This is a genomic window from Amycolatopsis sp. GA6-003, from assembly GCF_046267895.1.
Lineage (GTDB): Bacteria > Actinomycetota > Actinomycetes > Mycobacteriales > Pseudonocardiaceae > Amycolatopsis.
On record NZ_CP176499.1, the window covers coordinates 4,515,774 to 4,542,310 of the forward strand.

21 protein-coding genes are annotated in these 26,537 nt (G+C 70.7%); 5 read left to right on the forward strand and 16 right to left on the reverse strand.

The window, feature by feature from the left end; all coding sequences use genetic code 11:
- Window positions 1-6: 6 nt before the first annotated feature.
- Window positions 7-1,449 (reverse strand): NAD(P)H-hydrate dehydratase, encoded by a 1,443-nt coding sequence (locus F9C12_RS19995; protein ID WP_409466878.1) that lies wholly within the window; start codon window positions 1,447-1,449, stop codon window positions 7-9.
- A gap of 17 nt (window positions 1,450-1,466) precedes the next feature.
- Window positions 1,467-3,329, reverse strand: coding sequence for a glutamine--fructose-6-phosphate transaminase (isomerizing) (gene glmS / locus F9C12_RS20000; protein ID WP_409183462.1), 1,863 nt, complete (start codon window positions 3,327-3,329; stop codon window positions 1,467-1,469).
- Window positions 3,330-3,523: 194 nt separating this feature from the next.
- Here glmS and F9C12_RS20005 point away from each other — a divergent pair, with 194 nt between their 5' ends.
- A complete protein-coding gene (locus F9C12_RS20005) occupies window positions 3,524-4,360 on the forward strand; it encodes a chlorophyllase/cutinase-like alpha/beta fold protein (RefSeq protein ID WP_409466879.1) in 837 nt (278 codons plus the stop codon).
- Here the strand turns inward: F9C12_RS20005 and F9C12_RS20010 are convergent, their stop codons facing one another.
- From F9C12_RS20010 to rplM, 6 genes are all read right to left on the reverse strand, one after another.
- The gene (locus F9C12_RS20010; protein ID WP_409466880.1) at window positions 4,361-6,748 is read right to left on the reverse strand and encodes a hypothetical protein; all 2,388 of its coding nucleotides are present in this window, start codon (window positions 6,746-6,748) and stop codon (window positions 4,361-4,363) included.
- Between the two features lie 2 nt (window positions 6,749-6,750).
- A complete protein-coding gene (locus tag F9C12_RS20015) occupies window positions 6,751-7,068 on the reverse strand; it encodes a hypothetical protein (protein ID WP_409183465.1) in 318 nt (105 codons plus the stop codon).
- A 27-nt stretch (window positions 7,069-7,095) separates the two neighbouring features.
- Complete coding sequence (locus tag F9C12_RS20020) at window positions 7,096-7,542, reverse strand: hypothetical protein (protein ID WP_409183466.1); 447 nt, start codon at window positions 7,540-7,542, stop codon at window positions 7,096-7,098.
- 79 nt (window positions 7,543-7,621) lie between these two features.
- Complete coding sequence (glmM, locus tag F9C12_RS20025) at window positions 7,622-8,959, reverse strand: phosphoglucosamine mutase (RefSeq protein WP_409466881.1); 1,338 nt, start codon at window positions 8,957-8,959, stop codon at window positions 7,622-7,624.
- 250 nt (window positions 8,960-9,209) lie between these two features.
- Window positions 9,210-9,698: a 30S ribosomal protein S9 gene (gene rpsI, locus F9C12_RS20030; protein ID WP_009072362.1), complete on the reverse strand. Its 489-nt coding sequence runs from the start codon at window positions 9,696-9,698 to the stop codon at window positions 9,210-9,212.
- An 11-nt stretch (window positions 9,699-9,709) separates the two neighbouring features.
- Window positions 9,710-10,162: a 50S ribosomal protein L13 gene (gene rplM, locus F9C12_RS20035; protein WP_009072361.1), complete on the reverse strand. Its 453-nt coding sequence runs from the start codon at window positions 10,160-10,162 to the stop codon at window positions 9,710-9,712.
- Window positions 10,163-10,414: 252 nt separating this feature from the next.
- Between rplM and F9C12_RS20040 the strand changes: the two genes are divergently transcribed.
- The gene (locus tag F9C12_RS20040) at window positions 10,415-11,320 is read left to right on the forward strand and encodes a hypothetical protein (protein WP_409183468.1); all 906 of its coding nucleotides are present in this window, start codon (window positions 10,415-10,417) and stop codon (window positions 11,318-11,320) included.
- A 52-nt stretch (window positions 11,321-11,372) separates the two neighbouring features.
- Complete coding sequence (locus F9C12_RS20045) at window positions 11,373-12,053, forward strand: DUF4333 domain-containing protein (protein WP_409466882.1); 681 nt, start codon at window positions 11,373-11,375, stop codon at window positions 12,051-12,053.
- A gap of 149 nt (window positions 12,054-12,202) precedes the next feature.
- Here F9C12_RS20045 and F9C12_RS20050 read toward each other — a convergent pair whose 3' ends face one another.
- From F9C12_RS20050 to eccCa, 5 genes are all read right to left on the reverse strand, one after another.
- A complete protein-coding gene (locus F9C12_RS20050; RefSeq protein WP_409183470.1) occupies window positions 12,203-12,493 on the reverse strand; it encodes a WXG100 family type VII secretion target in 291 nt (96 codons plus the stop codon).
- 63 nt (window positions 12,494-12,556) lie between these two features.
- On the reverse strand, window positions 12,557-12,880 hold the full coding sequence (locus tag F9C12_RS20055) for a WXG100 family type VII secretion target (RefSeq protein WP_037368543.1): 324 nt from the start codon (window positions 12,878-12,880) through the stop codon (window positions 12,557-12,559).
- A gap of 241 nt (window positions 12,881-13,121) precedes the next feature.
- A complete protein-coding gene (locus F9C12_RS20060; protein ID WP_409183471.1) occupies window positions 13,122-13,481 on the reverse strand; it encodes a hypothetical protein in 360 nt (119 codons plus the stop codon).
- Window positions 13,482-13,495: 14 nt separating this feature from the next.
- Window positions 13,496-15,511: a type VII secretion-associated protein gene (locus F9C12_RS20065; protein WP_409466883.1), complete on the reverse strand. Its 2,016-nt coding sequence runs from the start codon at window positions 15,509-15,511 to the stop codon at window positions 13,496-13,498.
- A gap of 40 nt (window positions 15,512-15,551) precedes the next feature.
- Entirely contained in the window at window positions 15,552-19,565 is a 4,014-nt protein-coding gene (eccCa, locus tag F9C12_RS20070) for a type VII secretion protein EccCa (protein ID WP_409183473.1), read from the reverse strand.
- A 327-nt stretch (window positions 19,566-19,892) separates the two neighbouring features.
- Between eccCa and eccD the strand changes: the two genes are divergently transcribed.
- Together eccD and F9C12_RS20080 are read left to right on the forward strand one after the other, a co-directional pair.
- A complete protein-coding gene (gene eccD / locus F9C12_RS20075) occupies window positions 19,893-21,293 on the forward strand; it encodes a type VII secretion integral membrane protein EccD (protein WP_409466884.1) in 1,401 nt (466 codons plus the stop codon).
- Between the two features lie 8 nt (window positions 21,294-21,301).
- Entirely contained in the window at window positions 21,302-22,960 is a 1,659-nt protein-coding gene (locus F9C12_RS20080; RefSeq protein ID WP_409183475.1) for a S8 family serine peptidase, read from the forward strand.
- A gap of 253 nt (window positions 22,961-23,213) precedes the next feature.
- Here F9C12_RS20080 and F9C12_RS20085 read toward each other — a convergent pair whose 3' ends face one another.
- From F9C12_RS20085 to eccB, 3 genes are all read right to left on the reverse strand, one after another.
- Window positions 23,214-24,218, reverse strand: coding sequence for a WXG100 family type VII secretion target (locus tag F9C12_RS20085; protein ID WP_409466885.1), 1,005 nt, complete (start codon window positions 24,216-24,218; stop codon window positions 23,214-23,216).
- On the reverse strand, window positions 24,215-24,517 hold the full coding sequence (locus F9C12_RS20090) for a hypothetical protein (protein WP_409183477.1): 303 nt from the start codon (window positions 24,515-24,517) through the stop codon (window positions 24,215-24,217). The genes F9C12_RS20085 and F9C12_RS20090 overlap by 4 nt, the downstream gene beginning before the upstream one ends.
- 90 nt (window positions 24,518-24,607) lie before the next feature.
- Complete coding sequence (gene eccB, locus F9C12_RS20095; protein ID WP_409466886.1) at window positions 24,608-26,179, reverse strand: type VII secretion protein EccB; 1,572 nt, start codon at window positions 26,177-26,179, stop codon at window positions 24,608-24,610.
- Between the last annotated feature and the right edge of the window lie 358 nt (window positions 26,180-26,537).

Genomic DNA, 26,537 nt, shown 5'->3' on the forward strand with positions numbered 1-26,537 from the left:
CGATAACTATGCGGTCGCGCGGACCAACCGCAGCGCGGCCGGGATCGCGTCGACCAGACCGGACGCCGACGTCGGCACGTCCTCCGCGGCGAGCGCACCCGCCAGCGAATGCACCTGCGCGGCGGCCGCGGCGGCCAGCCACGGGTCCAGCCCGGCGGCGAGCAGCGAGCCGACCAGGCCGGTCAGCACGTCGCCGGAACCAGCGGTGGCCAGCCAGGAACCATGCGGGGTGTTCACCGCGACGCGGCCGTCCGGGGCCGCGACAACAGTGCAGTGGCCTTTCAGCAGCACGACAGCGTCGTACTTCTTCGCCGCTTCGCGGGCCGCTGCGACTCGGTCCGCGCCCGGACGGCGGCCCATCAGGCGTTCGTACTCGCCCGCGTGCGGGGTGAGCACGAGCGGCGTGTCCGGATCGCGAGCGTCGAGGACTTCGGGGGTGTTCGCGATGATCGTGGTGGCGTCGGCGTCCGCGCACACCGGGACGCCCTGGCCGAGGATGTGCCGCAGGATTTCCCGGCCTTCCCCGCCGGTGCCGATGCCCGGGCCGACCACCCACGCCTGCACCCGGCCCGCATCGGTGACCGAGCCGGTCGCGACGATCTCCGGCCAGCGCGAGCGCACGACGTCCGCGGCGTGTCCGGCGTAGCGGACCATGCCCGCCGTCGCGCGGACCGCGGAACCGGACGCGAGCACCGCAGCTCCCGGGTACGTCGCTGACCCGGCCGCGATGCCGACGACGCCCTGGGTGTATTTGTCGTCCTCCGGACCAGGAATCGGCCACACCTCGGCGACGTCGGACAGGTCCAGCCGCCGCAGATCCGGCTCGCCCAGCCAGGGCCGCAGGCCGATGTCGACCAGCACGACCTCGCCGCATTCCTGCGGAGCCAGCACGTGCACGGGTTTCAGCCCACCGAAGGTGACCGTGCGCGCGGCGGTGACGTGCGGGCCGTCGACCGCGCCGGTGTCCGGGTCGACGCCGCTCGGCAAATCAACCGCCACCACGGGCGCTTCGATCTGCGCGACCAGCTCAGCCGCTTCCGGACGCAGCGGGCCGCGAGCGGAAATACCAACGATGCCGTCCACAACGACATCCGCCTTTTCGATCCACTGTGGACTGTCCGCAATGGACACCACGCGCCCACCGGAGCGCCGCAGCGCGGCCAATCCGGCCGGGTGCGCTTTCTCCGGCTTCAGCAGTACCGCGGCCACCGCGACCCCGCGCCGACGCAGGAAAGCGCCAGCCCACAACGCATCGCCGCCGTTGTTGCCCGAACCGACCAGCAGCACGACCCGACGGCCGGACACGCCGCCGGTGTCCTCGGCCAGCAGCCCAGCCACCTCGGCGGCGAGGCCGAAGGAAGCCCGGCGCATCAGCTCGCCGTCCGGGGTGCGGGCGAGCAGCAGGTCCTCCGCCGCGCGAATCCGTTCTGTCGTCCAGATTCCTTGCACGGCGGCGGCTCCCGGTCTTACTCGACGGTGACGGACTTCGCCAGGTTACGCGGCTTGTCGATGTCGTACCCGCGCGAACTCGCGATCTCCGCGGCCAGGACCTGCAGCGGCACGGTGGAAACCAGCGGCTGCAACAGCGTCGGCACCGCGGGCACCTCGATCAGCTCGTCGGCGAACGGGCGCACGGTCTCGTCGCCCTCCTCGGCGATCACGATCGTGCGCGCGCCCCGCGCCTGAATCTCGCTGATGTTCGACACCAGCTTCGAGTGCAGCACCGCGCGGCCCTTCGGCGACGGCATCACGACGACGACCGGAAGGCCCTCTTCGATCAGCGCGATCGGACCGTGCTTCAGCTCGCCCGCCGCGAAGCCCTCCGCGTGCATGTACGCGAGTTCCTTCAGCTTCAGCGCGCCTTCCAGCGCCACCGGGAACCCGACGTGCCGGCCGAGGAACAGCACCGCGCGCGAGTCGGAGATCCGCCGCGCGATCTCGCGCGTCTGGTCCACAGTGGACAGCACCTTCTGCACCGCCGCCGGCATGGCTTCCAGCTCGGCGAACTCGCGGGCGACCTCGTCCGGGTACTTCGTGCCGCGCGCCTGCGCCAGCGCCAGGCCGACGAGGTAGTTCGCGGCGATCTGCGCGAGGAACGCCTTGGTCGACGCAACGCCGATCTCCGGCCCGGCGTGCGTGTACAGCACCGCGTCGGACTCGCGCGGGATCTGCGCGCCGTTGGTGTTGCAGACCGCCAGCACGCGGGCCTTCTGCTCGCGCGCGTGCCGCACGGCTTCGAGAGTGTCCGCGGTCTCGCCGGACTGCGAGACGGCGACGACGAGCGTGTCGCGGTCGAGGACCGGGTCGCGGTAGCGGAACTCTGAGGCCAGCTCCACCTCGACCGGCAGCCGGCACCAGTGCTCGATGGCGTACTTGGCGACGAGACCGGAGTGATACGCCGAACCGCAGGCGACGACGAAGACCTTGTCGACGTCGCGCAGGTCCTGGTCGGAAATGCGCTGCTCGTCGAGGATGATCCGGCCGGCCTCGAAGTGCCCGCGCAGCGTGTTCGCCAGCGCTTCCGGCTGCTCCTCGATCTCCTTGAGCATGAAGTATTCGTGGCCGCCCTTCTCGGCGGCCGACAGGTCCCAGTCGACGGTGAACGGCTTGGCCTGCGCGGCGTCGCCGTGGAAGTCGGTGACCTGGTAGCCGTCGCGGGTGATGACGACCAGCTGGTCCTGGCCCAGCTCGACGGCCTCGCGGGTGTGCTCGATGAACGCCGCGACGTCGGAGGCGACGAAGTGCTCGCCCTCGCCGACCCCGACCACCAGCGGCGACGACCGGCGCGCGGCGACGATCGTGTCCGGCTCGTCGGCGTGCGTCACGACGAGCGTGAACGCGCCCTCGAGCCGGCGGCACACCGCGCCGACGCTGGCCGCGAGGTCGCCCTTCGTGTCGCCCTCGGTGTAGGCGCGGGCGACCAGGTGGGCGGCGGTTTCGGTGTCGGTGTCGCTGGCCATCTCGATGCCGTCGGCCTCGAGCTCGGCGCGCAACGCGGCGAAGTTCTCGATGATCCCGTTGTGCACCACCGCGACGCGGCCGGTGGTGTCCCGGTGCGGATGCGAGTTGCGGTCGATCGGGGCCCCGTGCGTGGCCCAGCGGGTGTGGCCCATGCCCGCGGTGCCCGCGAACGCGTCGCGGCCGACCTCGTCGAGCCGGGCCTCCAGGTTGGCCAGCCGGCCGGCCTTGCGCTCGACGGTCAGCGCGCCGGCGCCGTCCAGCACCGCCACGCCCGCCGAGTCGTAGCCCCGGTATTCCATGCGGCGGAGCCCACCGAGCACGACGTCCAGAGCCGGGCGGTGTCCGACGTATCCCACGATTCCACACACGCGAACTAGCGTAACGAGACAAGTCCAGTCCCCTACTCCGGTCCCTAGAGCGGGGTTTTCAGTGCCGCTGAGCTGGGCGAGCCCTCCTCCGGACAACCGTTGACCGGGTCGGCGCGCAGTGCGGCGGCGGACCCCTAAACCGATCGGGGTGGCGCACCGGGCCGGGACCGGGCACGGGCAGTAAGGTCACGCGCATGGCCAGCAAGCCCAAGCAGCTGCTCACGGAGCTGTCCCACCCGGGTCCGCACGAGGTTTTGCGCGGCAACCTCGCCCTGGTCGGACTGCCCGGCGTCGTGTTCACCCCGCGCCAAGGCCTCGGCCTCCCGGCCATCGCGTTCGGGCACGGCTGGCTGCAGCCCGCCACGCGCTACCGGCAGCTGCTGCACCACCTCGCGAGCTGGGGCGTGGTCGCCGCGGCCCCCGCGACCCAGCTCGGCCCGCTCCCGTCGCACCGCCTGCTGGCCGGCGACCTGCTGACGACGCTCGACGTCATCACCACGGTCCGCCTCGGCCCGGACGGCATCAGCGTCGACCCGGGCAAACTGGGCCTGGCCGGCCACTCCACCGGCGCCGGCTCGGCAGTACTGGCAGCCGCCCAGTCCGCCGCGGCAGGCGACGACGCCCGCCCGAAGGTCCGCGCGGTAGCGACGGTGGCCGCGGCACAGACCTTCCCGTCCGCGACGGACGCCGCGAAGGTCGTCAACGCCCCCGGCCTGCACCTGGCCGTGGACGGCGACCTGGTCGCCCCGGCAGTAGGCCACGCGGACGCCATCGCCCAGTCGTGGGCCGGCCCGGTGCAGCTGCGAACCCTGGCGAAGTCCTCCCACCTGGCGGTGACCGAAGGCAGGCACTGGAGCCAGCTGCTCCTGCAGGGCAAACCGCAGCGAGCGACTCAGCAGCTGGTGAAGGCGCTGTTCACTGCGTTCTTTCTCACGCATTTGACCGGTACGGAGAAGTACTTGCCGCTGCTGGACGCGGATGTGAAGCGGGCGCCGATCGAGGTTCCGGAGGACGAGGAACCGGCTGCCTGATCAGCGCCGTCCTTCGTCCTCCTCGGCGAGCGACCCGCTGATCCGGCTGCCGCCCGGCGCGGTGCCGAACAGTCCGCCGTCGACCCGGTAACCGCTGGTCCCGCGTTCCTGGTCGGCGGAGTTGCCTTGCCCTCCGCCGCCCATCATCGGGCTGCCCATCATGCCCATCGACTGGCCTTGCTGCTGATCCGTGGTGGTCGGCGCGGTGCCGAGTTCGGCCGGGTGATCCGCTCCGCCCTGCTCCCAGCCGGCCGGAACCGCCGAATCCCCGAGACCGGGGTCGGACGGGACGTGGCCCAGCCCCGGGTCGCTGCTGAACGGGTCCAGCACCGACTGCGCCGTGGTGGACTCATCCGGGCCGCTGGCCACCGGAGTCCCGTATGCCGGGGTCGCGGCTGCCTGCGCGGCGACGGGCTGCGCGTGGTGCCGTCCGGTCTGCTCTCCGGCTGCCTGGTCGTGCCCGTCCGCTGCCTGCCCGGTCGTCGCGTGCTCGTACCTCGCGGCAGCGTGCTCGGCCACGGCCTGGGCAGGTCCGGCAGCCGCGCCAGCGTCAGCTACGACCCGCTGACCTTCGCGAACGTGCTCCGCGGGCAGCTCGTTGGCAGGCGCGGCCGGGCTCGCGGCACCGCCGCCGTGCTGCTGAGCGGTCAGGCCGTCGACTGGCCGTCCGGTAGCCGGATCGATCTTTCCGTGCTCGTCGAGGGTGTATTTCGTCGGCTCGCCGGATCCGTCGTCCACCGTCACGACGGTCGGCCCGTCCGGTCCGTTCGGGCGCTCGGCGGTGATCTTGAGGTTTCCGTCCTCGATGTGGATCTTTCCGTCCGGGCCAGGGCGGTGCACCTGGTTCGGGTCAGCCGTCGGCGCGGTGCCGTCCGGCTGTTTGTGGACCGGGCCGCCGGGAGCGTCGTGCGCGGGCGGTGCCGAAGCGTCGTGAGGGCGAGCGGCCGGGTCCCCTTGCGCCGCGTCAGCGCCGGTTCCCGGGGTTTGGGCGGCCGGGTCGCCGAAATCGAGCTGATACGCCTTGTCGTGCCCGGTCCCGTCGCCGATCGAGACCGCCATCTTCCCGTGGGAGTCCGGCTCCGACATGGTGATCTTGTGGTCACCGTGCTGAACCGTCACGGTGTCCGGCGCTTCGTGCTCGGTCTTGACCGCTTCCCCGGTCCGCGGGTCGATCGGATACGGCTGCCCGGTCGACGGATCCACCTCGAGCGGCTTGTGCGTGACCGGATTCTGGTTCGGATCCGGCTGCGCGGGCGGAGTCTGCGGCGGGGCTGGGGTCGGACCGACCTGCGGCGGAACCGTGGCCTCCTGCGGTTTCGTGTCGCCTCCGCCACCGGACGAGCGCGGCTTGGTGTCCCCGCCACCGCCGTCGTTCCGGCCCTTGCCGGTGTCGTGCCCGCCGCTGCCGCTGTCCGCGCCGAGTTGCAGGCGGCCGAACGGATCGGTCGGCACGTTCAGGCCGTCGGAGAACGCCCGCAACGCGTTCGTCGCCGCCGTGTGGGCGTTGCGGATGTACTGCCGGAAGCAATCCATCGCGTCCGAGTACTGCTGGCAGTACTCGTCCATCTGACGGCAGAACATGTCGGACCACTTGGAGTTGAAGTGGACGTCCAGATCCACCGACATATTGCGAATGTCCTGCGGATTGATCGGCCCGGTGCCGTCCTCCTGGCTGCGAGCCACCTCGGACTTGCTGCGCGCATCGCCCCAGATGACTTCGACGTCCCCTTGAGCGTTGCCGTTCTGGCGACCCCACTTGATCGCGTCGTCGAGCCGGTCCATGAACATCAGCAGCCCGTCGGTGTCCTCGGGCTTGTGCGCGTCCAGGAACTTCTTGGGCGCCTGTCCGCCGTTTTCGGGCAGCTGTCCCAAATCGACGATCGGCTTGCGGACCGTCTGCCACAACTGCTGAAGCAGCTGGCTGAACCCGTTGACCGTGCCGAGGTACTCGCCGGAGGCCTTGCTGAAATCGTCCAGCTTTTCGGCTGCCGAATCGGCGGCCTTGCCCTGCCAGGCGGCGGTCAGGCCTTGCTTGACCTGAGCGGTGTCGTCCTGCGCGGCTTTCGCCGCCTTGCCCAGGTTGGCCGCGCGCCCCTGTGCGCCCCAGAGATAGCCGAACCCGAACCCGCCGAGTTCGTTCAGCATCCGGTTCTCTTCGTCCCCCTGTCCGTACGGCGGGGAGAACCGCAGCCCGAGGTTCCGCGACGGATGCTGGATCCACCGCGTGTACGGCTGCACGAGCTTGCCGGTCATCTTTTCCCGGAAACCGGCCAGCGGCTTGAGAATGTTGTCGGACGTGTCGTCGAGATGGACGTCCGCGGGAGGCTGCAGCGGGGCGACGATCGTGTCGCCGAGACGACCGGAGCCCTGGTCGGGTGGCGGAGTCACAGTCAGGCTCCCTTGCCGGCGTTCGTGACGCCCCAGGCGTTCTCTTGCTCGTTCTCGCTGTGCAAGGTCACCGAGGTGTTGAGCCGCTCCGCGAAACCGCCGAGAAAAGCACTGCCCTTCGCGGCGGAGTCGCCGAGCGCCTGCATCTTCGCCACATAGGCTCCGGCCGCCTCGGACAGGCCCGGGATCTTCCCGAAATGCGCGGGCGCCAGCTGGGACTGCGCGGTGTAAGTCTTGATTTCCTTGAACGAGGTGCTCATCGTCGAGACGTCGTTCGCCACCTTTTTGACCTGGTCCGGCTCAATGTGGAATTTCGCCATCGTCGCCCTCTCCCCTCGCGCCCGCGGCTACTCTGCGTCAATCCAGTTGGTGGCCGAGAAGTCGTCGTCCTCCCATGCCCGGTGCCGGGCCGCCGAAGCGGGCGGAGGAGACGCCGACGGCGGAGCGGCTGCCGGCGCGACCGGTTCGGTGTCGTCCTCGACCCGGAACATCGCGGCGGCCGCGTCGTCCTCGGCAACCTGCTTGGCAACCCGCTGGGCGGTCCGTTCTGCCTGTTCCGACGCGGCCCGGTCTTCCTCGGTTCCCTCGGCGGCAGCAGCGAGCGCGGCTTCGCGGTCGGCTTGCGACTGTGCGTCCTGAGCGCGGTGTTCCTCGACCAGCTTCGCGAACGCGGCCTGCCGGGCCTCGTCGTCGGCGATCGCGCGCTCGTGGTCAGCGCTGTACTGTGCGCGCACCTCCTCCATCGCCGCCAGGCTTCTGGCGAAATGCGGAGGCACCTCACTCTGGTGGTACATCGCCCCTCCCCGGTCAGTCCCGCATTGCGGAATGTACCTGCCGGATCACTGGTGGCGCAGAGTATTCACCATATTTCGGTCAGGAGACCGCGGACACGACCCCAGCCAGCCGGTCCGCCGCTGCCTGGGCCGTGGCGTGGGCCGGGGCTTCCACCATCACCCGCACCAGCTGTTCGGTTCCCGACGGCCGCAGCAGGACCCGGCCTTCCTCGCCGAGTTCGGCTTCTACCTCGCCGACCGCGTCGCGGACCTCGGCGGAATCGGCGACCGCTGCCTTGTCCGCCACCGGGACGTTGACCAGCACCTGCGGCAGCCGGTTCATCACCGCGGCCAGTTCGGCCAGCGGTTTGCCCGTCGCGGCCATCCGGGCCATCAGGCGCATCGCGGTCAGGAGGCCGTCGCCGGTGGTGGCGTGGGCCGGGAGGACCACGTGGCCGGACTGTTCGCCGCCGAGGGCCAGGCCCGAGGCGCGCAGTTCCTCCAGCACGTAGCGGTCGCCCACCGCAGTCGTGACGACCGTGATGCCGTGTGCCTTCATCGCCAGGTGCAGGCCGAGGTTGCTCATCACGGTCGCGACCAGGGTGTCCTTGACCAGCGCGCCTTCTTCGGCCAGCGCCAGCGCCAGGACCGCCATGATCTGGTCGCCGTCCACGAGTTCGCCTGCGGCGTCGACGGCCACGCAGCGGTCGGCGTCTCCGTCGTGGCCGATGCCGAGGTCGGCGCCGTGTTCGACGACTGCCGCGCGCAGCAGGTCCGGGTGGTTCGAGCCACAGCTGTCGTTGATGTTGATGCCGTCCGGCTCCGCGTGCAGCGCCACGACCTCGGCGCCTGCCCGGCGGTACGCCTCCGGGGCGGCCGCGGACGACGCGCCGTTCGCGCAGTCCACCACGACCTTCAGGCCGGTCAGCGGGTGCGGCGTCGCGGCGACCAGGTGCTCGATGTACTTGTCGAGCGCGTCCGGGACGTCGGTCACGCGGCCGACCCCGTCGCCGGTCGGGCGGATGACGCCGGTCGCGCCGAGGCCGGCTTCGATCTCGTCCTCGATGCTGTCCGGCAGTTTGTGCCCGCCGGCGGCGAAGAGCTTGATGCCGTTGTCCGGCATGGGGTTGTGCGAGGCGGAGATCATCACGCCGAGGTCCGCCTCCAGCGCACCGACGAGGTACGCGACGGCGGGCGTCGGCAGCACGCCGAGCCGCAGGACGTCCGCACCGGCCGACGCGAGGCCCGCCACCACGGCGGCCTCCAGCATCTCGCCGCTCGCCCGCGGATCGCGGCCGACCACGGCCACCGGACGGTGCGAACGGTCGTGAGCCGCCAGCACCCGGGCGGCGCTCGCCGCGACCGACAGGGCCAGCTCCGGGGACAGGTCGGCATTGGCCAGACCGCGTACCCCGTCGGTGCCGAACAGTCGAGCCATCTGATCCCTCTCCTCGAACTGCAAGACCGAAAGTCTAGCCCTCGACGCAGCCGCCCAGCCGAAGGGCAGGGGGGCTATCGGGGCCGCAAAACGCAACCGGCGGCGCACGAAGGTGAGACCTACGTACGCCGCCGGGGTCCAGGGGCTTGCCCCTGGCGGGGGCTTGGGGGTTCGACCCCCCAATGTGATCGCGGAGTGAGCCCGGCGAAGCGCCGTCAGGCGCGAGCAGGGTTCGCCCACGAACGAAGCATCAGCGCTTGGAGTACTGCGGGGCCTTGCGGGCCTTCTTGAGGCCGTACTTCTTCCGCTCCGTGGCGCGCGCGTCACGGGTCAGGAAGCCGGCCTTCTTCAGGGCCGGACGGTCGTCGGCGTCCACCTCGACCAGCGCACGGGCGATGGCGAGACGCAGCGCGCCCGCCTGGCCCGAGATCCCGCCGCCCTTGAGGTTGGCGAAGATGTCGAAGGAGTCCGGCTTCTCGACGGTCACGAGCGGCTCGCGGATGAGCTGCTGGTGCACCTTGTTCGGGAAGTACTGCTCGAGCGACTTGCCGTTGAGCTTGAACTCACCGGTACCCGGCACGACGCGGACGCGGACCACGGCCTCCTTGCGGCGGCCGACCGTCTGCGCGTTGCCACCGGCGGCACGCGACGGGCGCGGAGCGGCGGCGGACTCGCTGGTCGCCACGGCCTCGGCGGGGGTCTCGGTCGAAGCGACGACCTCGGTCTCGGTGCTGGTCAACTGTTCCTCACTCACTGCGCGACCTGCGCGATCTTGGTGATCTCGCGCGCCTGCGGCTGCTGCGCGGCGTGCGGGTGCTGCGGGCCGGCGTACACCTTCAGCTTCTTGGCCATGGCGCGGCCGAGCTTGTTCTTCGGCAGCATGCCCTTGACCACCTTCTCCACGAGGTGCTCGGGCTTGGTGTCGAGCAGCTCGCCGAAGGAGCGCTTCCGCAGACCGCCGGGGTAACCGCTGTGCCGGTACGCGAACTTCTGCTCGCGCTTGTTACCGGTGAGAGCGACCTTCTCGGCGTTGACGATGATGACGAAGTCACCGGTGTCCACGTGCGGGGCGTAGGTCGGCTTGTGCTTGCCGCGCAGCAGCGTGGCGACCTCGGTCGCGAGCCGTCCGAGCACGACATCCTCGGCGTCGATCACGTGCCAGGCACGAGTGACGTCGCCGGGCTTGGGGCTGTACGTGGGCAAGGGTCTACCTCGTCGTCATTGCGTGTGGGTAATGTGCGGGCCGAGCGCTGACGCGCCGCAACGCACAACGACATATGAAGATACCCCTGTGGTCCCATTGCTGTGCAGCGGGGGGTGCGAAGGCGCCTCGTCGGCCGGTCGCAGCTTACCCGACCAGCTCCCGGAACCACCACGCCGCCGCGCGGGTCGGACCAGGATGAGACGATTCGGGCGCGCAGCCGCGCCAGCACGACGAGCACCTGGGGACAACAGTTGAAGACACGAGCGAGGACGACCCGAGCCGCCCGGACGGCGGGAGCCGTCGCCGCCGTGCTGGCACTCGCGACGGCGTGCGGGCAGGCCCGCGCCGGCACCGCGCTGCCCGACGGCGACCAGGCCGCCGCGTACGTCGGCGCGAAGTTCGAGAAGGCCATGTCGAAGCTCGCGGACACGATCGTCGAGCCGCGCAATGTGACCAACTCCGCGGACCGGTACTTCAAGTTCGACGACAAGTACCTGCACAACATCGTCACCTCGGCGCGCACCGGCAGCCCGGAGAGCCGCATCGTGCACAACCGGTCGCAGAAGAACCCCAACGAGTTCCTCGACTCGTTCACCCCGGCCGACGGCGCCGTCGAGTACCTCTACCTCGGCCCGGCCTACAAGTCGCTCGCGCCGACGCCGTGGGTGTCGATGCCCAAGCCGGAGGCCGGGCTGGTCCAGCCGTGCGCGTGGGGCGGGGTGCAGATCGCGTGCAAGATGGGCGACGCGGTCGACAGCGCGTACAAGGCGGACAAGAAAGCGCTGCGCGGCGCGAAGAGCTCCGCGGACGGCACCGAGCAGCTGAGCGTGAACGTACCGTTCCCGATCTTCCTCGACCGGCGCGTCGAACTGCTTCCGGACAAGCTCCTCAACCAGGTCGGGCCGGAACTGCGCAAGGCGGTCGTGCCGAGCACCATCACGCTGAAGCCGGACGGCTCGCTCGCCGCGTTCACCATGGCGGCCAAGTTCGAGGGCGACGGGCACAAGGTCGAACTGCGCTACGAGTTCAAGTTCACCGGCGAGGCCACCTCCTCGGACCTGCCCACGGTGCCGGACGCCTCGCAGGTCACCGTCCTCGCGGACGACGCGGCCAAACAGGACTTCTACCGCAGGCTCGGCGAACTGCAGGGCCGCTGATGCGCGCCCGTTCGCCGATCCCCGCGCCGACCGATCCCCGAGGTGACCACCGATGACCCAGCCTCCCTACCAGCACCCGCAGGGGCAGCCGCAATGGTGGCAGCCGGGCACGAACACGCCGCCGCGGCAACCGGGTTATCCGTCCGAAGTGGACAGCTCCGGCCAGCCGGGCGGCCAGTGGGCGCGACCTCACCAGTTTCCGCAGGCGCAGTATCCGCAGCAGGGTTATCCGGCGCAGCCCTACGGTCAGCCGCAGAGCCAGCCGGCGCCCGCGCCGTACGGCGGGCCCGGCCAGGCGCCCAGCCAGCCGACCCCGGTCCAGCCGGGACCGCAGCCGCCCGGAAACCCTTACGGCGGCGGGTTCCAGCCGTCCGAATACGGCGGGCTCGGCGCGTTTTCCTCGGCCACGCCCGGAAAACCGCGGTCGAAGAAACCGTTCCTGATCGCCGGGGCGGTCGTGGTGGTGCTCGCCGCCGCGGCCGGGATCTCGTGGGCGGCCGGAGTGTTCAGCGGGGACACCCTCGACCAGAAGTCGCTGCAGGAGGGCGTTTCCCGGGTGCTGAACGAGAACTACGGCGAGCCGGACGTGAAGAACGTCGCGTGCCCGTCCGGGCAGCCGATCGAGAACGGCACCACGTTCGACTGCACGGTGCAGGTCGGCGGGCAGCCGAAGAAGGTGACGGTGCGGGTGCTCAACGACAAGCCGGAATATTCTGTCGGGGCACCGCACTGAGCGGCGGAAACTGACCGGGCGGCGGCTCAACTCCAAGACAGAATATTCCGTCGACGCCCCGCGTTAAGCGGCGAAACGCGTTTCCGGCACACGAAAACGGCGGGCCGGCACCCGAAGGCGCCCGGCCCGCCGTGGTTTCGGAGCTTGGCTCAGAACAGGTTCTGCACCGAGCGGTCCGTCGCCTGGTAGCCGTCGGCGATCTGCGGCAGCACGGCGGCGATCTGCGCGAGGAGCTGGGTCAGCTCGTCGAACTTCTGGTCCCACTCGTTCTGGGCCTGGATGTACTGGTCCTTCGCTTCACCGGTCCAGCTGTGGGTCAGCGGGTTGAGGTCGCTCTTCAGGTTGTCGAAGAGCGTCTTCAGCTCGCCACCGGTGGCGGTGCAGTCCTCCGCGGCGCGGTGGATGGTACCCGGATCAACAACAATGCGGCCGTCAGGCATGTCGAACTCCTGTCAGAAGAAAGAATGGAAGATGAAGGCGAATCTGGAACGGGAAGAACTGGATCAGCCGAGAACGCCGAAGCCCTTGTTCAGCGAGTTGATGTGCTCGTGCTGCGCAGCCTCGCTCTTGGCGTAGGTGGAACCCGCTTCCTGGAGCAGCTCACCGATGCGGTGCAGCGCGTCGTTCAGGCCGCGGCCGGCGTCGTCGAAGCGGCGCATGACGTTGTCGAAGGCACGCTGCGCGTCGCCTTCCCAGCCCGCGCGGGTCGCCTCGATGTTCGAGCGCAGGTCGCTCAGGTTCTTGTTCATCCGGCTGGTCGCGTCGACGACGCGACCTTCCGCCGCGGTGAATTCCTTCGGATCCCCAGTGAAACCGCCAGCAGCCATGGGAGCTACCCCCTTCGTCAGTGGTTGTGCGTGCCGGCTGGTGTTTCCGGCACTGCACCTACGACGAAGACATTGCCAGTTCGGTTCACACTTGTCGCGACTTCTTCGCAAGTAGTTGCTTGCGTGAACGCGGGACAAGGGAACCGACTGGCAACGGCCGGGTGAACGGCGTGCCGGAGCTGCCGAAAAAAGCTTGTCCACCAGCGTGGTTAGCACACGCACAGCCGGTTCCCGGACAGTTTCAGGAGTCCCGGCTCATGATTCGCGACTGCGAAAAGTCCTCGTCCTCTTCACTCGTCCGGGTCTGTTCGGGCGAAATCTTGGGACGAACGGGAACCGGCTCGGGCGCCACGGGCTCGGCGGGCATCGGCAATCCGCGGGCCGCGCGGAACCGGCGGGCGGCCCCGCGCAACGCGGACGGCGCGGGTTCCGCGGCGCCGGAAAGGCGGCGCCTGCCGAACTCCTTGAGCAATTCCCGGTTTTCGCCGCGGTGGCGTTCGCTGCGCGCGAGCGCGGTGCTCGCGACGCGGCGCGAGAAGGTGACGGCGTCCTGTCCCGCTCGGGTGAATGCCGCCGGCGCGGATTCCGGTTCGGACGGCACAGGCGCTCGCTCCTTCAGCTGGTGATCTTCAACGTGCGCACCACTTGCTCGCACGCGGCGTCGACGCGCTGCTGTACCGCGGGCGATTGGTACTGGCAGCCGACGTGCACCCGGATCCGGCCCTGCACGAGCACGTACCAGCGGACGGTAATCCGTTCCGGTTTGTTCTCGACATAGCCGATCACGGTCCGGCCACCGTAAGTCAGATCGGGGCGGAACGCAGTGTAGTTCGCGTTTCCGCTGACCCCGGACCGCAAAGCCTCGACAAGTTTCTGCCGGTCGGCCGTCGCGTCGTAGTCCATCACGAACTCCTGCGCGAGCACGAGATCGTTGCCGTTGGCCGCGTCCTGCGGGTGCAGGATGACCTGCCGGTCCGCGACCTCGTCGGTGGTCTGGATCCAGTCGCTCGGCGCGACGAGGCTGAAGTCGTATTGGGAGAACGAACGGCCTTGATCCGAGTCGTCCCCGCGACTGACGAAGTAAACGACTCCGCCCGCGAGCAACGCCACGACGGCCACCGCCGCGGTGATCAGCCACCGCCGGCGGCGTTTCTTCGCCTTGTCCGCGGAGCCGCCCGGCGCGTCCGCGCTGGGAACGGCGAACGCCCCGTTCGCGGAACCGTTCTGCCCCAACGCGTTTTTGCCCGGTCCAGTCTGCAGTGGACTCCGGCCGGCGGGCGCTACCGCACCGAACGGCACGCTTTGCGGCCCCCTTGCCGGATCCGCGGACGGGAACCCGCGCGGCGGCAATGGCTGCGGAGCGCTCCGCGGCGGCGCGTTCGGCACCGGGCCCCGCCGGACCGGCGCGTCCCCGCGGACGATCTCGGTGCGGTGGTCGGCTTGCCCCGGGATCGCCGAACCGGGCAGCGCGCCGGTGCGGTCCGGCTCCAGCAGCACCGCACGGAGCGCGCCGCGCGCCACGACGGTCTCCGGCTGGTCAAGGCTCGTCGGCACCACGCCGGTGCGCTCGTGCACCAGCCGGGAAATCATCGGGATCCGGCTCGAACCGCCGACGAGGAAGATCGCCGCGAGCTGCTTCGGGCGCAGGCCGGAGTCGGCGATCGCGGCGCTGGTCAGCTCGACCACCCGGCCGAGCTGAGGCCCGATCAGCCGCTCCAGGTCCGCCCGGGTCACGTGCGCGTCCGCGAACGGCGGCGGCAACGGCACATCGGTGTACGTGTGCCGCGACAACGTCTCCTTGGCGCCGCGGACGTCCTGGCGCAGCACCCGGCGCCGCCGCCGCTCAGCCAGCTCCCGGCCCTCGACCAGGTGCTGCCACGCCTGCGGATCCGTGCCGGACACGAGCGACCCGACGTGCTCCAGCAACGCCTGGTCGATGTCCGCCCCGCCGAAACTCGGGTCTCCTCGCGTGGCCAGCACCTGGAACCCGCCCCGCTGCGGCGGCGCGCCCGGCGCCCGGGCCGCGCGTGCGGCCTCCGGCGACCGCTGGACGACGCTGACGTCGACCGTGCCGCCGCCGAGGTCGAGCACCGCCAGCGCGTCGCCAGGACGTCCGGAGAACTCGACCGTCCGCCCGCCCGGCGAGGCCTCTGGGGCGAAGGTGGCCGCGTGGTACACCGCCGCGGCCACCGGTTCCGGCACCAGCGCCACCTCGCGCGCCAGCCGGCCCGCGGCCTGGCGCAGCAGCCGGGTGCGGATCGCGCCCCAGTCCGCTGGGTGGGTGAGCACCAGCAGGTCCACCTCGACGTCGCCCGCGACGCGCCGCGCCTCCGCGACCGCCCGGTCCAGCACCGCGTGCACGACGTCGATGACCCGCAGCACCGAATCGCCGAGCAGCAGATCGCCCTCGTCGATCCGCCGCTTCGGATTCGGCTCGTACCGCGACGGGTCGACGGCCGCCTGCCGCTCGGCCTCCTGGCCGACGAACAGGGTGCCGTCGGACGCCGCGTACACCGCCGACGACATCAGCGGCTGCCCGTCGATCACCACGACCTGCGGCTCGCGGCCGTTGACCGACACGACGACGCAGGTGCTCGAGGTCCCGAAGTCGACCGCGACCCGCACCGTCACCGGGCACCCCTTCCGTCAACCGCGACGGCTCCCCAGTCGGTCAGTCGGGCTGGATCCACGACACCTGCACGAGCTGCTTCCCGTTCTTGCGGCTCAGCAAGTTGCCCCGGCCCGGCGGCATGGCGCTCGGCCGGATGTTGCCGATCAGCACGCCCTCGTCGCGCGAACCGTTCATCACCATGCCGGTGGCCGCCAGCTCCTTGAGCTTGCCGATGATCGGGTCGTAGGCCGCCCGCGACGCACCACCGGTGCGCCGGACCACGATCAAGTGCAGGCCGACGTCCTTCGCCTGGGCGAGGAACTCCGACAGCGGCTTGAGCGGGTTGGTGGACTGCGTGGCCACCAGGTCGTAGTCGTCGACCAGGATGAACAGCTCCGGGCCGGTCCACCAGGACCGGGTCTTCAGCTGCTCCTGGGTGACGTCCGGACCCGGCAGCCGCCGCGTCATCGACCCGTGCACGTCCTGGACCATGCTGTCCAGCTGGGCCGACGACACCGCGTAGCCGAGCAGCGAATCGCCCTCGAGGAACCCGAGCATCGTGCGCCGGTAGTCAACCAGCAGGATCACGGCCTCCTGCGGCGTGTAGCGGTCGGCGATGCCGCGCGCGATCTGCCGCAGCAGGTTGGTCTTGCCGGACTCGCCGTCGGCGAACGCGAAGAAGTGCGGATCCGCGTCGAAGTCGAGGTAGATCGGCTGCAGGTCTTCCTCGTTCACCCCGATCGGGATGAGCTTGGTGTCCCGCTTCTGGTCGATCGCCAGCACCTCGTCGTAGGTGACCATCTCCGGCAGCAGGCGCACCTGCGGGGCCACCCGGCCGCGCCACGCGCCGCGGATCTTCGCGACCGCGTCCGCCACGCCCGCCGCGACCGTCTCCGGATCGCTCGACCCGTCGATCCGCGGCAGCCCGGTCAGCAGGTGCAGCTTGTCGCGGGTCAGGCCGCGTCCCGGCCGCCCGGCCGGGACGTTGACCGCGATCCGGCGGTCCATTTCGGACTCCGTCGGGTCGCCGAGGCGCAGCTCGAACCGCGTGCCGAGCATGTCCTTGATCGCCGGCCGCAGGTCGGCCCACCGGTTGGCCGAGATGATCACGTGCACGCCGTACGCGAGACCCTGCGTGGCCAGCCGCGTGATCGACGTCTCCAGCTCCTCGAAGTCGTCGCGCAGCGCCCGCCAGTTGTCCACGATCAGGAACGCGTCGCCGAACGGGTCCTGCTCCGGCGTGATCTCGCCGCGGCGCTTCCGGTTGCGGAACTCCGTCATCGAGTCGACGCCCAGCGCCCCGAACCGGCCTTCGCGCTCGGTCAGCAGCGTGGTCAGCTCGGCCACGATCCGGCGCGCCTTGTCCGGCTCGCGCCGGGCCACCGCGACCCCGCCGACGTGCGGAAGGTCCGCGAGGCCGGCGAGGGTGCCGCCGCCGAGGTCGAGGCAGTAGAACTGCGCTTCCTCGGGGGTGTGGGTGAGCGCCATCGACATGATCAGCGTCCGCAGCATGGTCGACTTGCCCGACTGCGGACCGCCGGCGATGACACCGTGGCCCTGCGCGCCGGAGAAGTCCGCCCACAGCAGGTCGCGCCGCTGCTCGTACGGCCGGTCGACGATGCCCAGCGGCACCTGCAGCCTGCCGTTGCCGAAGAACCCGACCGGGGACAGCCCGCGGTCGTCGGTGGGGTTCAGGTTCGGCAGCATCGTGTCGAGCGAGTTCGGCTCGTTCAACGGCGGCAGCCACACCTCGTGCGCCGGCGGGCCCTGCCCGACCAGGCGGCTGACGATCACGTCCAGCTCGCTGGGCTCGACCGCCTCTTCGGACTCCTGCTGCTTCGGAGCCTCTTCCTCGACGACCGGTTCCGGCTCGGGTTCCTTCGGCAGCTCCACGAAGTCCGGCACGAACAGCTGCGGCCGCTTGTCCGCGCGCACCACCGTCGCGGCCGGACCGGCCGCCTTGATCCCGGCGGGCCGGTACGGGCCCGACACGTAGGCAGCCTTGAACCGCACCAGGGTCGAGGTGTCGTACTTCAGGTAACCGCCACCGGGGACCGACGGCAGTTCGAACGCGTCCGGCACGCCGATCGCCGCGCGGGATTCCGCCGCGGAGAACGTCTTCAGGCCGATCCGGTAGGACAGGTGCGAGTCGAGACCGCGCAGCTTGCCCTCTTCCAGCCGCTGCGACGCGAGAAGCATGTGCATCTGCAGCGACCGGCCCAGCCGGCCGATGGCGACGAACAGGTCGATGAAGTCCGGCTTCGCCGCCAGCAATTCGGAGAACTCGTCGCAGACGATGAACAGCGCGGGCAGCGGGTCGAGGTCGGCTCCGTTCTCGCGGGCCTTCTCGTACTCCCAGACGTTCTTGAAGTTGCCGCCGTTCTTCAGCGCTTCCTGGCGGCGGTTCATCTCGCCGGCCAGCGCGTCCTTCATGCGGTCGACCAGCGTCACCTCGTCCGCGAGGTTGGTGATGACCGCGGACACGTGCGGGGCCTTGTCCAGGCCGAGGAACGTCGCGCCGCCCTTGAAGTCGACGAGGACGAAGTTCAGCGTGCTGGACGAATGCGTGGCCAGCATGCCCAACACCAGCGTGCGGAGGAACTCCGACTTGCCGGAACCGGTCGCGCCGATGCACAGGCCGTGCGGGCCCATGCCCTCCGCCGCGGCCTCCTTGATGTCCAGCTCCACCGGCTGGCCGTACTCGCCGACCCCGAACGGGACGCGGTAGCGGTCGCGGATCGGCCGGGGCCGCCACGCCTGCTGCACGTCGAACGTCATCGGGTCGCCCGGAATCCCGAGCAGCTCCAGCAGCGACGGGTTGGACAGCAGCGGCTCTTCCTCGCTGACGTCCGTTCCGCCGCCCCCGCCGACGCGGTACGGCGCGATCAGCCGGGCCAGCGCCTCGACCTCGACCACGCTCAGCTTGTCCGGACGGCCGAACCATTCGACGCCGCCCGCGCTGCGCGCGCCCAGCCGCTCCTCCTCGACCACGAGCCGCAGGCCGCGCCGGGCGGCGAGGTTGCCGATCGAATCGGACAGGTCGACCAGGGTGACGCCGACCAGGCCCTCCTCGAGGATGATCTGCTCCTCGCGGGTCACCTCGGCGTCGTCGATGACGATCACGATGTGCGGCTGGTCCGGGGCCGGCGTCGCGTTGCGGGAGAACCGCTGCCGGTCGCGCAGCTCCTCGTCCAGCCAGTCTTCGATCTGCTTGAGCGAGCCCGCCATCATCCGCAGCTGGCCGATGCCGTCCGACAGCGTCGGGTGCTGGGCGTGCGGGAGCCACTTCGCCCACTCCCACTCCTGCTTCGCCCGGCCCGCGGTGGCGACCGCGATCATCACGTCGTCCGGGCTGTGGAAGGTGACCAGCTGGGCCAGCATCGCGCGGGTCAGCGCGCGGGTGCGGTGCCGCTCGCCCTGCATGCTGACCGCCGCGAAACCGCGGAGGGTGATCTGGGTGGGCAGGTCCGGCACGATCGAGTGCGCGCGCACGAACCGGCGCAGCGCGAGGGTGGCGATCGGCTCCAGTTCGTCCACCGGGCCGGTCTGGGGCGGGACCAGCCGGGTGGCGAGGCGGTGCGAGCTGCGGCCGACGCGCAGGTGCAGGAAGTCCTGGTCGTTCTGCCTGCGCTCCCACATCCGGCGGCTCGCCGCGAGCGACCACAGCGACTGCGGGTCCGGGTGCACCCATTCGAGAGCGGCCCGCTGGTCGACCATCGCCTCGCGGGCGCGGTCGCGCATCTGGCCCAGGTACCGCAGGTAGTCCTTGCGGTCCTCGTCCATCTCGGCCTTCTTCTGGCCACCGCCCTTGCCGCCGCCTCCGGCGAGCATGCCGACGGTGCCCATCAGCATCATGCCGCTCATCATGATCGTGGTCGGGTTTTTGCCGCCCGCCGTGAACATGAAGACCATCATCCCGAGCGACGCGAAGATCATCACGCCCGGAATCGCCTTGGCGACGATGTTTCCCGGGATCGTGCGGGGCACCTCGGGCGGCGGCTCGAGATGCACCTCGCCGCCCGGCGGGCGCGGCGCGGCCAGCCGCGGCGACTTCTTGAACTGCAGCGTGCTCATCTCGAAGGACCCCTCTATTCCTGCTCGACGCCTGCACCCGGGTGCGCGGGACAACCTATCGAACGTCGTCCCGGAAATCCGGCCAACTCCAGGATCGGCACCTCGCACCCCCTCCTCAGGCCCCGGCGGGACCTGTCCTCCCAGTGCGCCCGAGTGTAAGGACCGCCACCGACAGTTATCGGACCAGGCGGACGAATCCGCTGGTCGATCTGGCCCAGCCCGGCCTGGACGGGTAGTTTCGCCGATGATTTGCGGAGACGCGCTGAAACCTGTCCCCAGGTTCGGTATAAGTTCCCCGGGAGCTGACTCTTCAGAGCGGGGGATCTAGTGGCAACGGGCACGACGGTATTCAGCAGGGTCACGGTGGTCGCACCGACGACGCGCATCGACGTCGCGCTTCCGGCCGACGTGGCGGTGGCCGACCTGCTGCCCATGCTTCTGGAGATGGCCAAGGAGGTCACTCCGGACGGCGGGGCCCGGCACGGCGGGTGGGCGCTGGCCAAGCTCGGCGACGCCCCGCTCGACCCCAGCCGGACGCTCGCGTCCCTCGGCGTGGTCGACGGCGAGCTGCTGCAGCTGCGCAAGCGGAACGAGAACCCGCCGCCGCCGATGTACGACGACGTGGTCGACGCCATCGCGGAGGCCGACCCGGACACCTTCCGTCCGTGGACCAAGGAAACCGCGCGCCGGTTCGGCCACGCCGCGGGCGGTCTCGCGCTGTTCTTCGCCGCGCTGGCACTGTTCTTCAGCGGCTCCCTCTACGGCGGTTCCGCGCTCGGCCCGGCGATCGCCGGCGGCCTCGGCGCGATCGCCTGCGTCGCGGTCGGCGCCACCCTCGCCAAGGCGTACCAGGCCGAAGCCACCGGCGTGCTGATCGCCTCCGCGGGCGGCCTCCCGCTGGCGTTCGTGAGCGGGTTCTACATCGTGCCCGGACTGTCGGTGCGGGCGAACCTGCTGCTCGGCGCGGTGCTGGTGCTGATCGTCTCGTCGGTCTGCATCCTCGTGGTCGGCGCGGGCATCCGGGTGTTCATCGCCACCGCCACCGCCGGCGTGTTCGGCGCACTCGCCTTCCTCGTCGCGACGCTCGTGACCAGCGCCGACACCGCGTCGGTCGCGGCGGGCACGGTCGCCGTCGCGCTGGGCTGCATCTCCTTCCTGCCGCGCGCCACCATCTGGCTCGCCAAGCTGCCGCTGCCGTACGTGCCGAGCACCGCCGAGGAACTCAAGGAAGACTCCGGCTTCCCGGACTACCAGGCGATCGAGCAGCGCACCGCGGTCGCGCACGACTACATGACCGGCCTGATGATCGGCTGCGGCGCGACCACGGCCGTCGCGGCGGTTCTCGCGGCCACCGCGCCGAACGTCTTCGGCATCATCCTCGGCGTCGTCGCCACGCTGGTCCTGCTGCTGCGCGCCCGCGCCTACGCCAACGGCGCGCAGGCCATCGCGCTGCTCACCACCGGCATGGTCGCCGCGGCGGGCATCCTGCTCGGCTGGCTGTTCTTCTCCGCCACCGCGGAGCAGCGGCTGCTGTACGTCTTCGGCGCGCTGATGCTGATCGCCGCGGCCGCCCTCGTGGTCGGCGTCGTCTTCCCGGACCAGCGCTTCTCGCCGCCGCTGCGGCGCACCGTGGAGATCATCGAGGCGATCTGCATCGCGGTGGTGCTCCCGCTCGCCCTCGGCGTGATGGACCTCTACTCGACGCTGCGCCACCTCAACCTCAAGTGAGCGCCGCGATGGGCTCCCGACGTTCCTTCCCCCGCAGGCTCGGCCTTCCGGGCCGGGCCGGGGTGGCGCTGTTCGCGGCCGGGCTCGGGCTGGCGTCGCCGTTCGCCGCCGCTCCGGCCTCGGCACAGACGGCGGACGCGCCCGCGGGCACCTGGGCCACTCCCCCGCCGCTGGGTCCCGGCGACGCGCCGCCCGCCGACAGCGGCCGCCCGGACACCACGTACAAGAAGAAAAACGACTGCGTGCAGCGCAGTCTCGGGCAGAACGTCGAGATCAACTTCCGCCCGTGGGGCCAGGACTACCTGCAGCTGCAGAAGGCGCAGGAAATCGTCCGCGCGGCGACCGGATCGGTCGGCGGCAACCAGAAGGTCGCCGTGATCGACACCGGCGTCACGCCGCATCCGTGGTTCCAGGGCCGGGTGGAAAGCGGCGGGGACTACGTCGCCACCCCGGACAACGGCGCGGAGCCGGGCCTGCAGGACTGCGACGGCCACGGCACCGAGGTCGCCGGGATCATCGCGGGCAACCCGCAGGACCCGAAGGTCGGCTTCATCGGCGTCGCCCCGGACGCGCGCATCGTGTCCTACCGGCAGCTGAGCGAGAACTACGCCAAGGACGACAGCCCTCCGCCACAGCAGCCCTCGGCTCCCCCGTCGGGAGGAACCGGCCAGCCGCCCGCGAGCGGAGACAACAAGCCTCCGACGGGCGGCAGCAGCAACAGCCAGCTGCCTCCGTCCTCGGGCGGCGGCACCGGCAGCGGCACCGCGCCCCAGCAGGACAACAAGGGCGACAACCGGCAGCTGGCCAAGGAAGGCACCGCGGGCACGCTGAACACGCTCGCGCAGATCATCCGCGGCATCGCCGACAGCGGCAAGGCCGGCGTGATCAACATGTCGGTCGACCACTGCCGCGCGGGCACCGCGCCCGGCGACATCCAGGAAGGCGAGCGCAAGGTCCAGGCCGCGGTGCACTACGCGGCCGAGCGCAACATCGTGGTCGTCGCGGCCGCGGGCAACGTCTCGGAGAACTGCCCGCAGAACGACCAGGCCGACCCGAACAAGCCGAAGTCGATCGTCACGCCGCCGTGGTTCTCCGACGACGTGCTGTCCGTCGGGGCCATCCAGGAGGACGGCGGCGTCGCGCCGTTCAGCGTGCACGGCCCGTGGGTCGGCGTCGCCGCGCCGGGCACCAAGATCGTGTCGCTCGACCCGGCGGAACATTCGACCGGGCTCGCGAACCTGACCATCGCGAACGGCAACCCGTCGCCGATCCAGGGCACCAGCTTCGCCGCGCCGTACGTGGCGGGCGTCGCCGCGCTGGTCCGCTCGATGTACCCGAACCTGAGCGCCCGCGACGTGGTCAAGCGGCTCAAGGCGACCGCACAGCACCCGGCCGCGCCGGGCGGACGCGACAACTTCGTCGGCTACGGCGTGATCGACCCGGTCGCCGCGCTCACCGCGAACCTGCCCGGCGACACCGGCAACCTGACGCTGCCGAAGCCGGTGGTGCAGGAGGCCAAACTGCCGCCCGCCGACGGCATCAGCTCGACCCCGATGATCGTCGCACTCGCCGGCACCGGCGGCGGCGTGGCGGCACTGCTGATCACCCTGTTCGTAGTGCACACGATCCGGCGAAACCGATCCGGTTCGTCTCCCCCGGCGCGATAACTTCCGGCACCGAAGAGGGCCGCTCTCCGCGATCGCTGCGGAGAGCGGCCCTCTTTCGTCTGATCCCTTTCCGGGCACGGAAAAGGCCGCTCACTGCGGATGTCGCGGCGGCGGCCCTCCGGAACCGGCGGCACTGCTGATCACCCTGTCCGTGGTGCACACGATCCGGCGAAACCGATCCGGCGCGAGAACTCCGGTCCCGGGCACGGAAAAGGCCGCTCACCGCGAATATCGCGACGGCGGCCCTCCGGGGTCACTTTCCGGGTTTCGGCGGCTTCCCGTCCTTCTCCGGCCGCCGGGCGGGCGGGTCCTGGCCGATCACCGGCGGGGTCACCTGCGCGGGCTCGCCGAAGATCTCGGACGTCTTCGCCGGTGTGCGCTGCCTCGGCTTGTGTTGCGAACTGCCACCGCCTCCGCCGCCCATTCCGGCGAAGCCCATCATCGGCATCATCGACGTACCGGAACCCTGGTTCCCCGCGGGCTGCGCGGCCGGGGCGGCCGGTTCGACCGGCGGAATGCCCGCTTGGCCTTGTTCCAACCGCGGATCGGCGGCGGTTTCCTTGCCCTGATGGGGATTCTCCGCCGCCGACGGAGTCACCGAATCGTCCGAAGTGGACGCCGAGGAGGCCACAGTGGACTCTCCGGCAGCGGCCGCGGGGGCGTCCGCGTCGTGCAGCCGGAACTGCTGCGCCGGATAGTGGTGCCGCAGTTCGATGCTCGAGGGGCTCCCGGCCGGTGCGTCCACCCCCGCACACAACCGGCCGAACTCCCGCAGCACGTCCTCGGCGGCTTCGTGCAACGACTTCAGCGACTGTTCGGTTTCCCGCAGCTGCGACCGCGCCCGGGACGCGCCGCCGCTGGGCAGCATCGCCGATTCGGACAGCAGATCCGCAGCGTCGACCAGCACCTCTTCCGCCGCGCCCGCGATCTTGCGCAGCGATTCGGTGAGCTGATCAATCGAGTCGGCGAGCGCGTCGAGCGCGTCCTCCGCTCCCTCGCTCGCGGCGCGGATTTCCCCGAGGTACGCGACAAACGCGTCCGCGTCGGGGCCGGACCACGACGCGTCGATCCGGCCGAGATCCTCCGCGAGATCCGTGGAGACCCGGGCCGCCGTGCGGGCCGCGCCGCGCAGGCTTTCGGCCTCCGCATCCAGTTCTTCCCAGCGACCGGTGAGCGGCCGGTAGTAGGCGGCGACCGGATCGGTCACGCCCAGCTCGCGGGCCAGCTCGGTCACGTACGCCAAAGACGGTTCCGTCACGAGATCCTCCCGGCGCGCTCGATCCGCTCGGCCGCGTCGGCGTCCCGTTCGGTGTGGCCGGTGGTGAGCTGCTCCAGCGCCGCGGTGACCGACCGCAGCGCGGCCACCCCGGCGGTGAGCTGGCCGCGCAACGCTTGCGAGGCCTGTGCGTACGACTCCGGCACGCCCAGCCGCGCGGCCAGCTCGCCGTAGGCCTCGGCAGTGGTCGCGCCCACCTCGCCCGCGGCGGTTTCCAGTTCGTCGGCCGCCCGCGCGACTTTCGCCGCGTAGCCGCCGACGATCGCGCCGTCGATCCGCACGGCGCTTGTTCCCGGACTGCTTCCCGGCGCTGCCACGTTCGTCCCTCCGCTCACCCGGCTATGTCCGAGTGTGACGGACGGGACCCGCCGTCAGTTCCCGGCCGGTTGCTGCTGTCCGGCCGCCTGCGATTTGTACGAGCCGGCGTTCGGGTCGATCGGCACCGAATCGAACTGCTTCATCACGTTCTGCACGTTCAGCGACGCCCCGGTCGGCAGGAGCCCGATGATCGACTCCGGCGCGGGCAGCCGGTTGTTCAGCCCGAGTTCCTCCGCGGTCGCCGCGTCCGGCACGCCGTAGCGGATGCCGCGGTCGGAGATCAGCTGGATCGGGCCCTTGCCGAAGGTCTTGTCCGATTCGGTGGCCGACTGCACCACCGCGCCGTACCCGGTCGGCATGTAGAAACCGGTGATCGGCACGCCGTTCGGGCCGGTGTTGCTGACGCTGAGGATCTTCGAGGTGCCGTCGGCGTTCTTCTCGACCGGGATCTGCTTGTTGATGTAGACCGAGGTGTGCGCCTGGGTGTGGTCGGCGTTGAGCGACCAGCCGAGGCACGCCACCGGGGAGCCCTGGGTGGCCTCGAGAACGGTCGGGACGACCTTCGGGTAGTCGTCGACCCTGACGTAGTCGGGATCGCCCGGCTGCAGCACCTTGACGTTGTTGATCTTGTCGAGGCCCAGCGTCGGAGTGGTGGCCGTGCCGCCGCTCTTGGCCGTGCGGACGATGTCCGCGACCGCGGGCGACACCTTCTGGATGCCGCTCTTGGCGATGAGCCAGAACTCCTGCGCCCCGCCGGTCGGCTGGGTCGAGAAGACGTTGCCGACGGTCAGGCCGTCGAAGCTGCTCGACGGCGTCGTGTTCTCGCCCGCCACCGGCGGCGGGACCAGCTTGGTGACCTCGGGGATCGCGTTGAGGAAGGCCTGCGACACCTTGCGCGCCTTCGCCGGCAGATGCAGCGCGGACCGCACCGGGTCGTTGGAACCGGACGGCACCTCGGCGCGCACGGTGTTCGCGTTCGGCCGGCTCTGCGTCGCGGGCAGCCGGTAGATGAGGTAGGTCTTGCCGTTGCCCGCGTCGCCGAGCAGCGCCTGGTTCTCCTGCAGTTCGCCGCCGAGCTTGTCGATGCCGGCGATCACGTCCGTGTTGGTCTTGTTGACCGAGTCCGGCTGCGGCAGCGACGGGTCGAGCACCACCTCGTCGCACACCGCCCAGTTGGGGGAGATCCGCTGGTCCGCCGACGGGATCAGCTGCGGGCCGTCCGGGATGCCGGTGAGCTTCTCGCGCGGCATGTTCTTCAGCTGTTCATCCGAGACGACAGTCGGGTTCTTCACCTCCGCCGCCTGCGGCTGGCCGCCTTGGCCGCCCTGCTGCCCCTGCCCGCCCTGCTGTTTCTGGGCCATCAGGATCAGCCGCGCCGACGCGAGGTTGAACGTGGGGATCAGCCGCGCCGGATTCCCGGTGACGACATACACGGTGCCGGACTGCTCGCCGATCACGATGTTGTCCGACGACGGCACCGACGGCGCGGGGCTCAACAGGCCCCACAGCACGAAGACGACGGCGCCGAGCACGCCGAGGATCACGCCGACCGCGGTCGCGCGCCCGTGGGAGCGCATCGGGTCGTGCAACATCACCGCGTCGCGGCGGACCAGCGCGGACTGCATCCGGCGCAGGACGAACTTGTATGCCTGAACCTGAGACTTAGTCGTGGGTGTTGATGGCATTCTCGACCTACAGTCCTCCCCGTCGCGGTACGGTTCCGCAGGATAGCCGTACGGGGACCGTCTGGTGTGGGGTTTCTACCAACTCCGGTTAGGGTCAGGCATCCCGGGACCGGCTTTCCGGGTACGCAGCACTCACGAGGGGAAGAGAACGCGCGGATGTCCGTCAGCACGCCTCCACGTCCGCCTGGTCCGCAGGGGCCGCCACCGCCTCCCGGGGGACGTCCCCCGGGTCCGCCGCAGCGGCCCGGAAGAACCGGCGGACCCGGCGCGGCTCCCGGCGGACCCGGCCTGCCCCCTC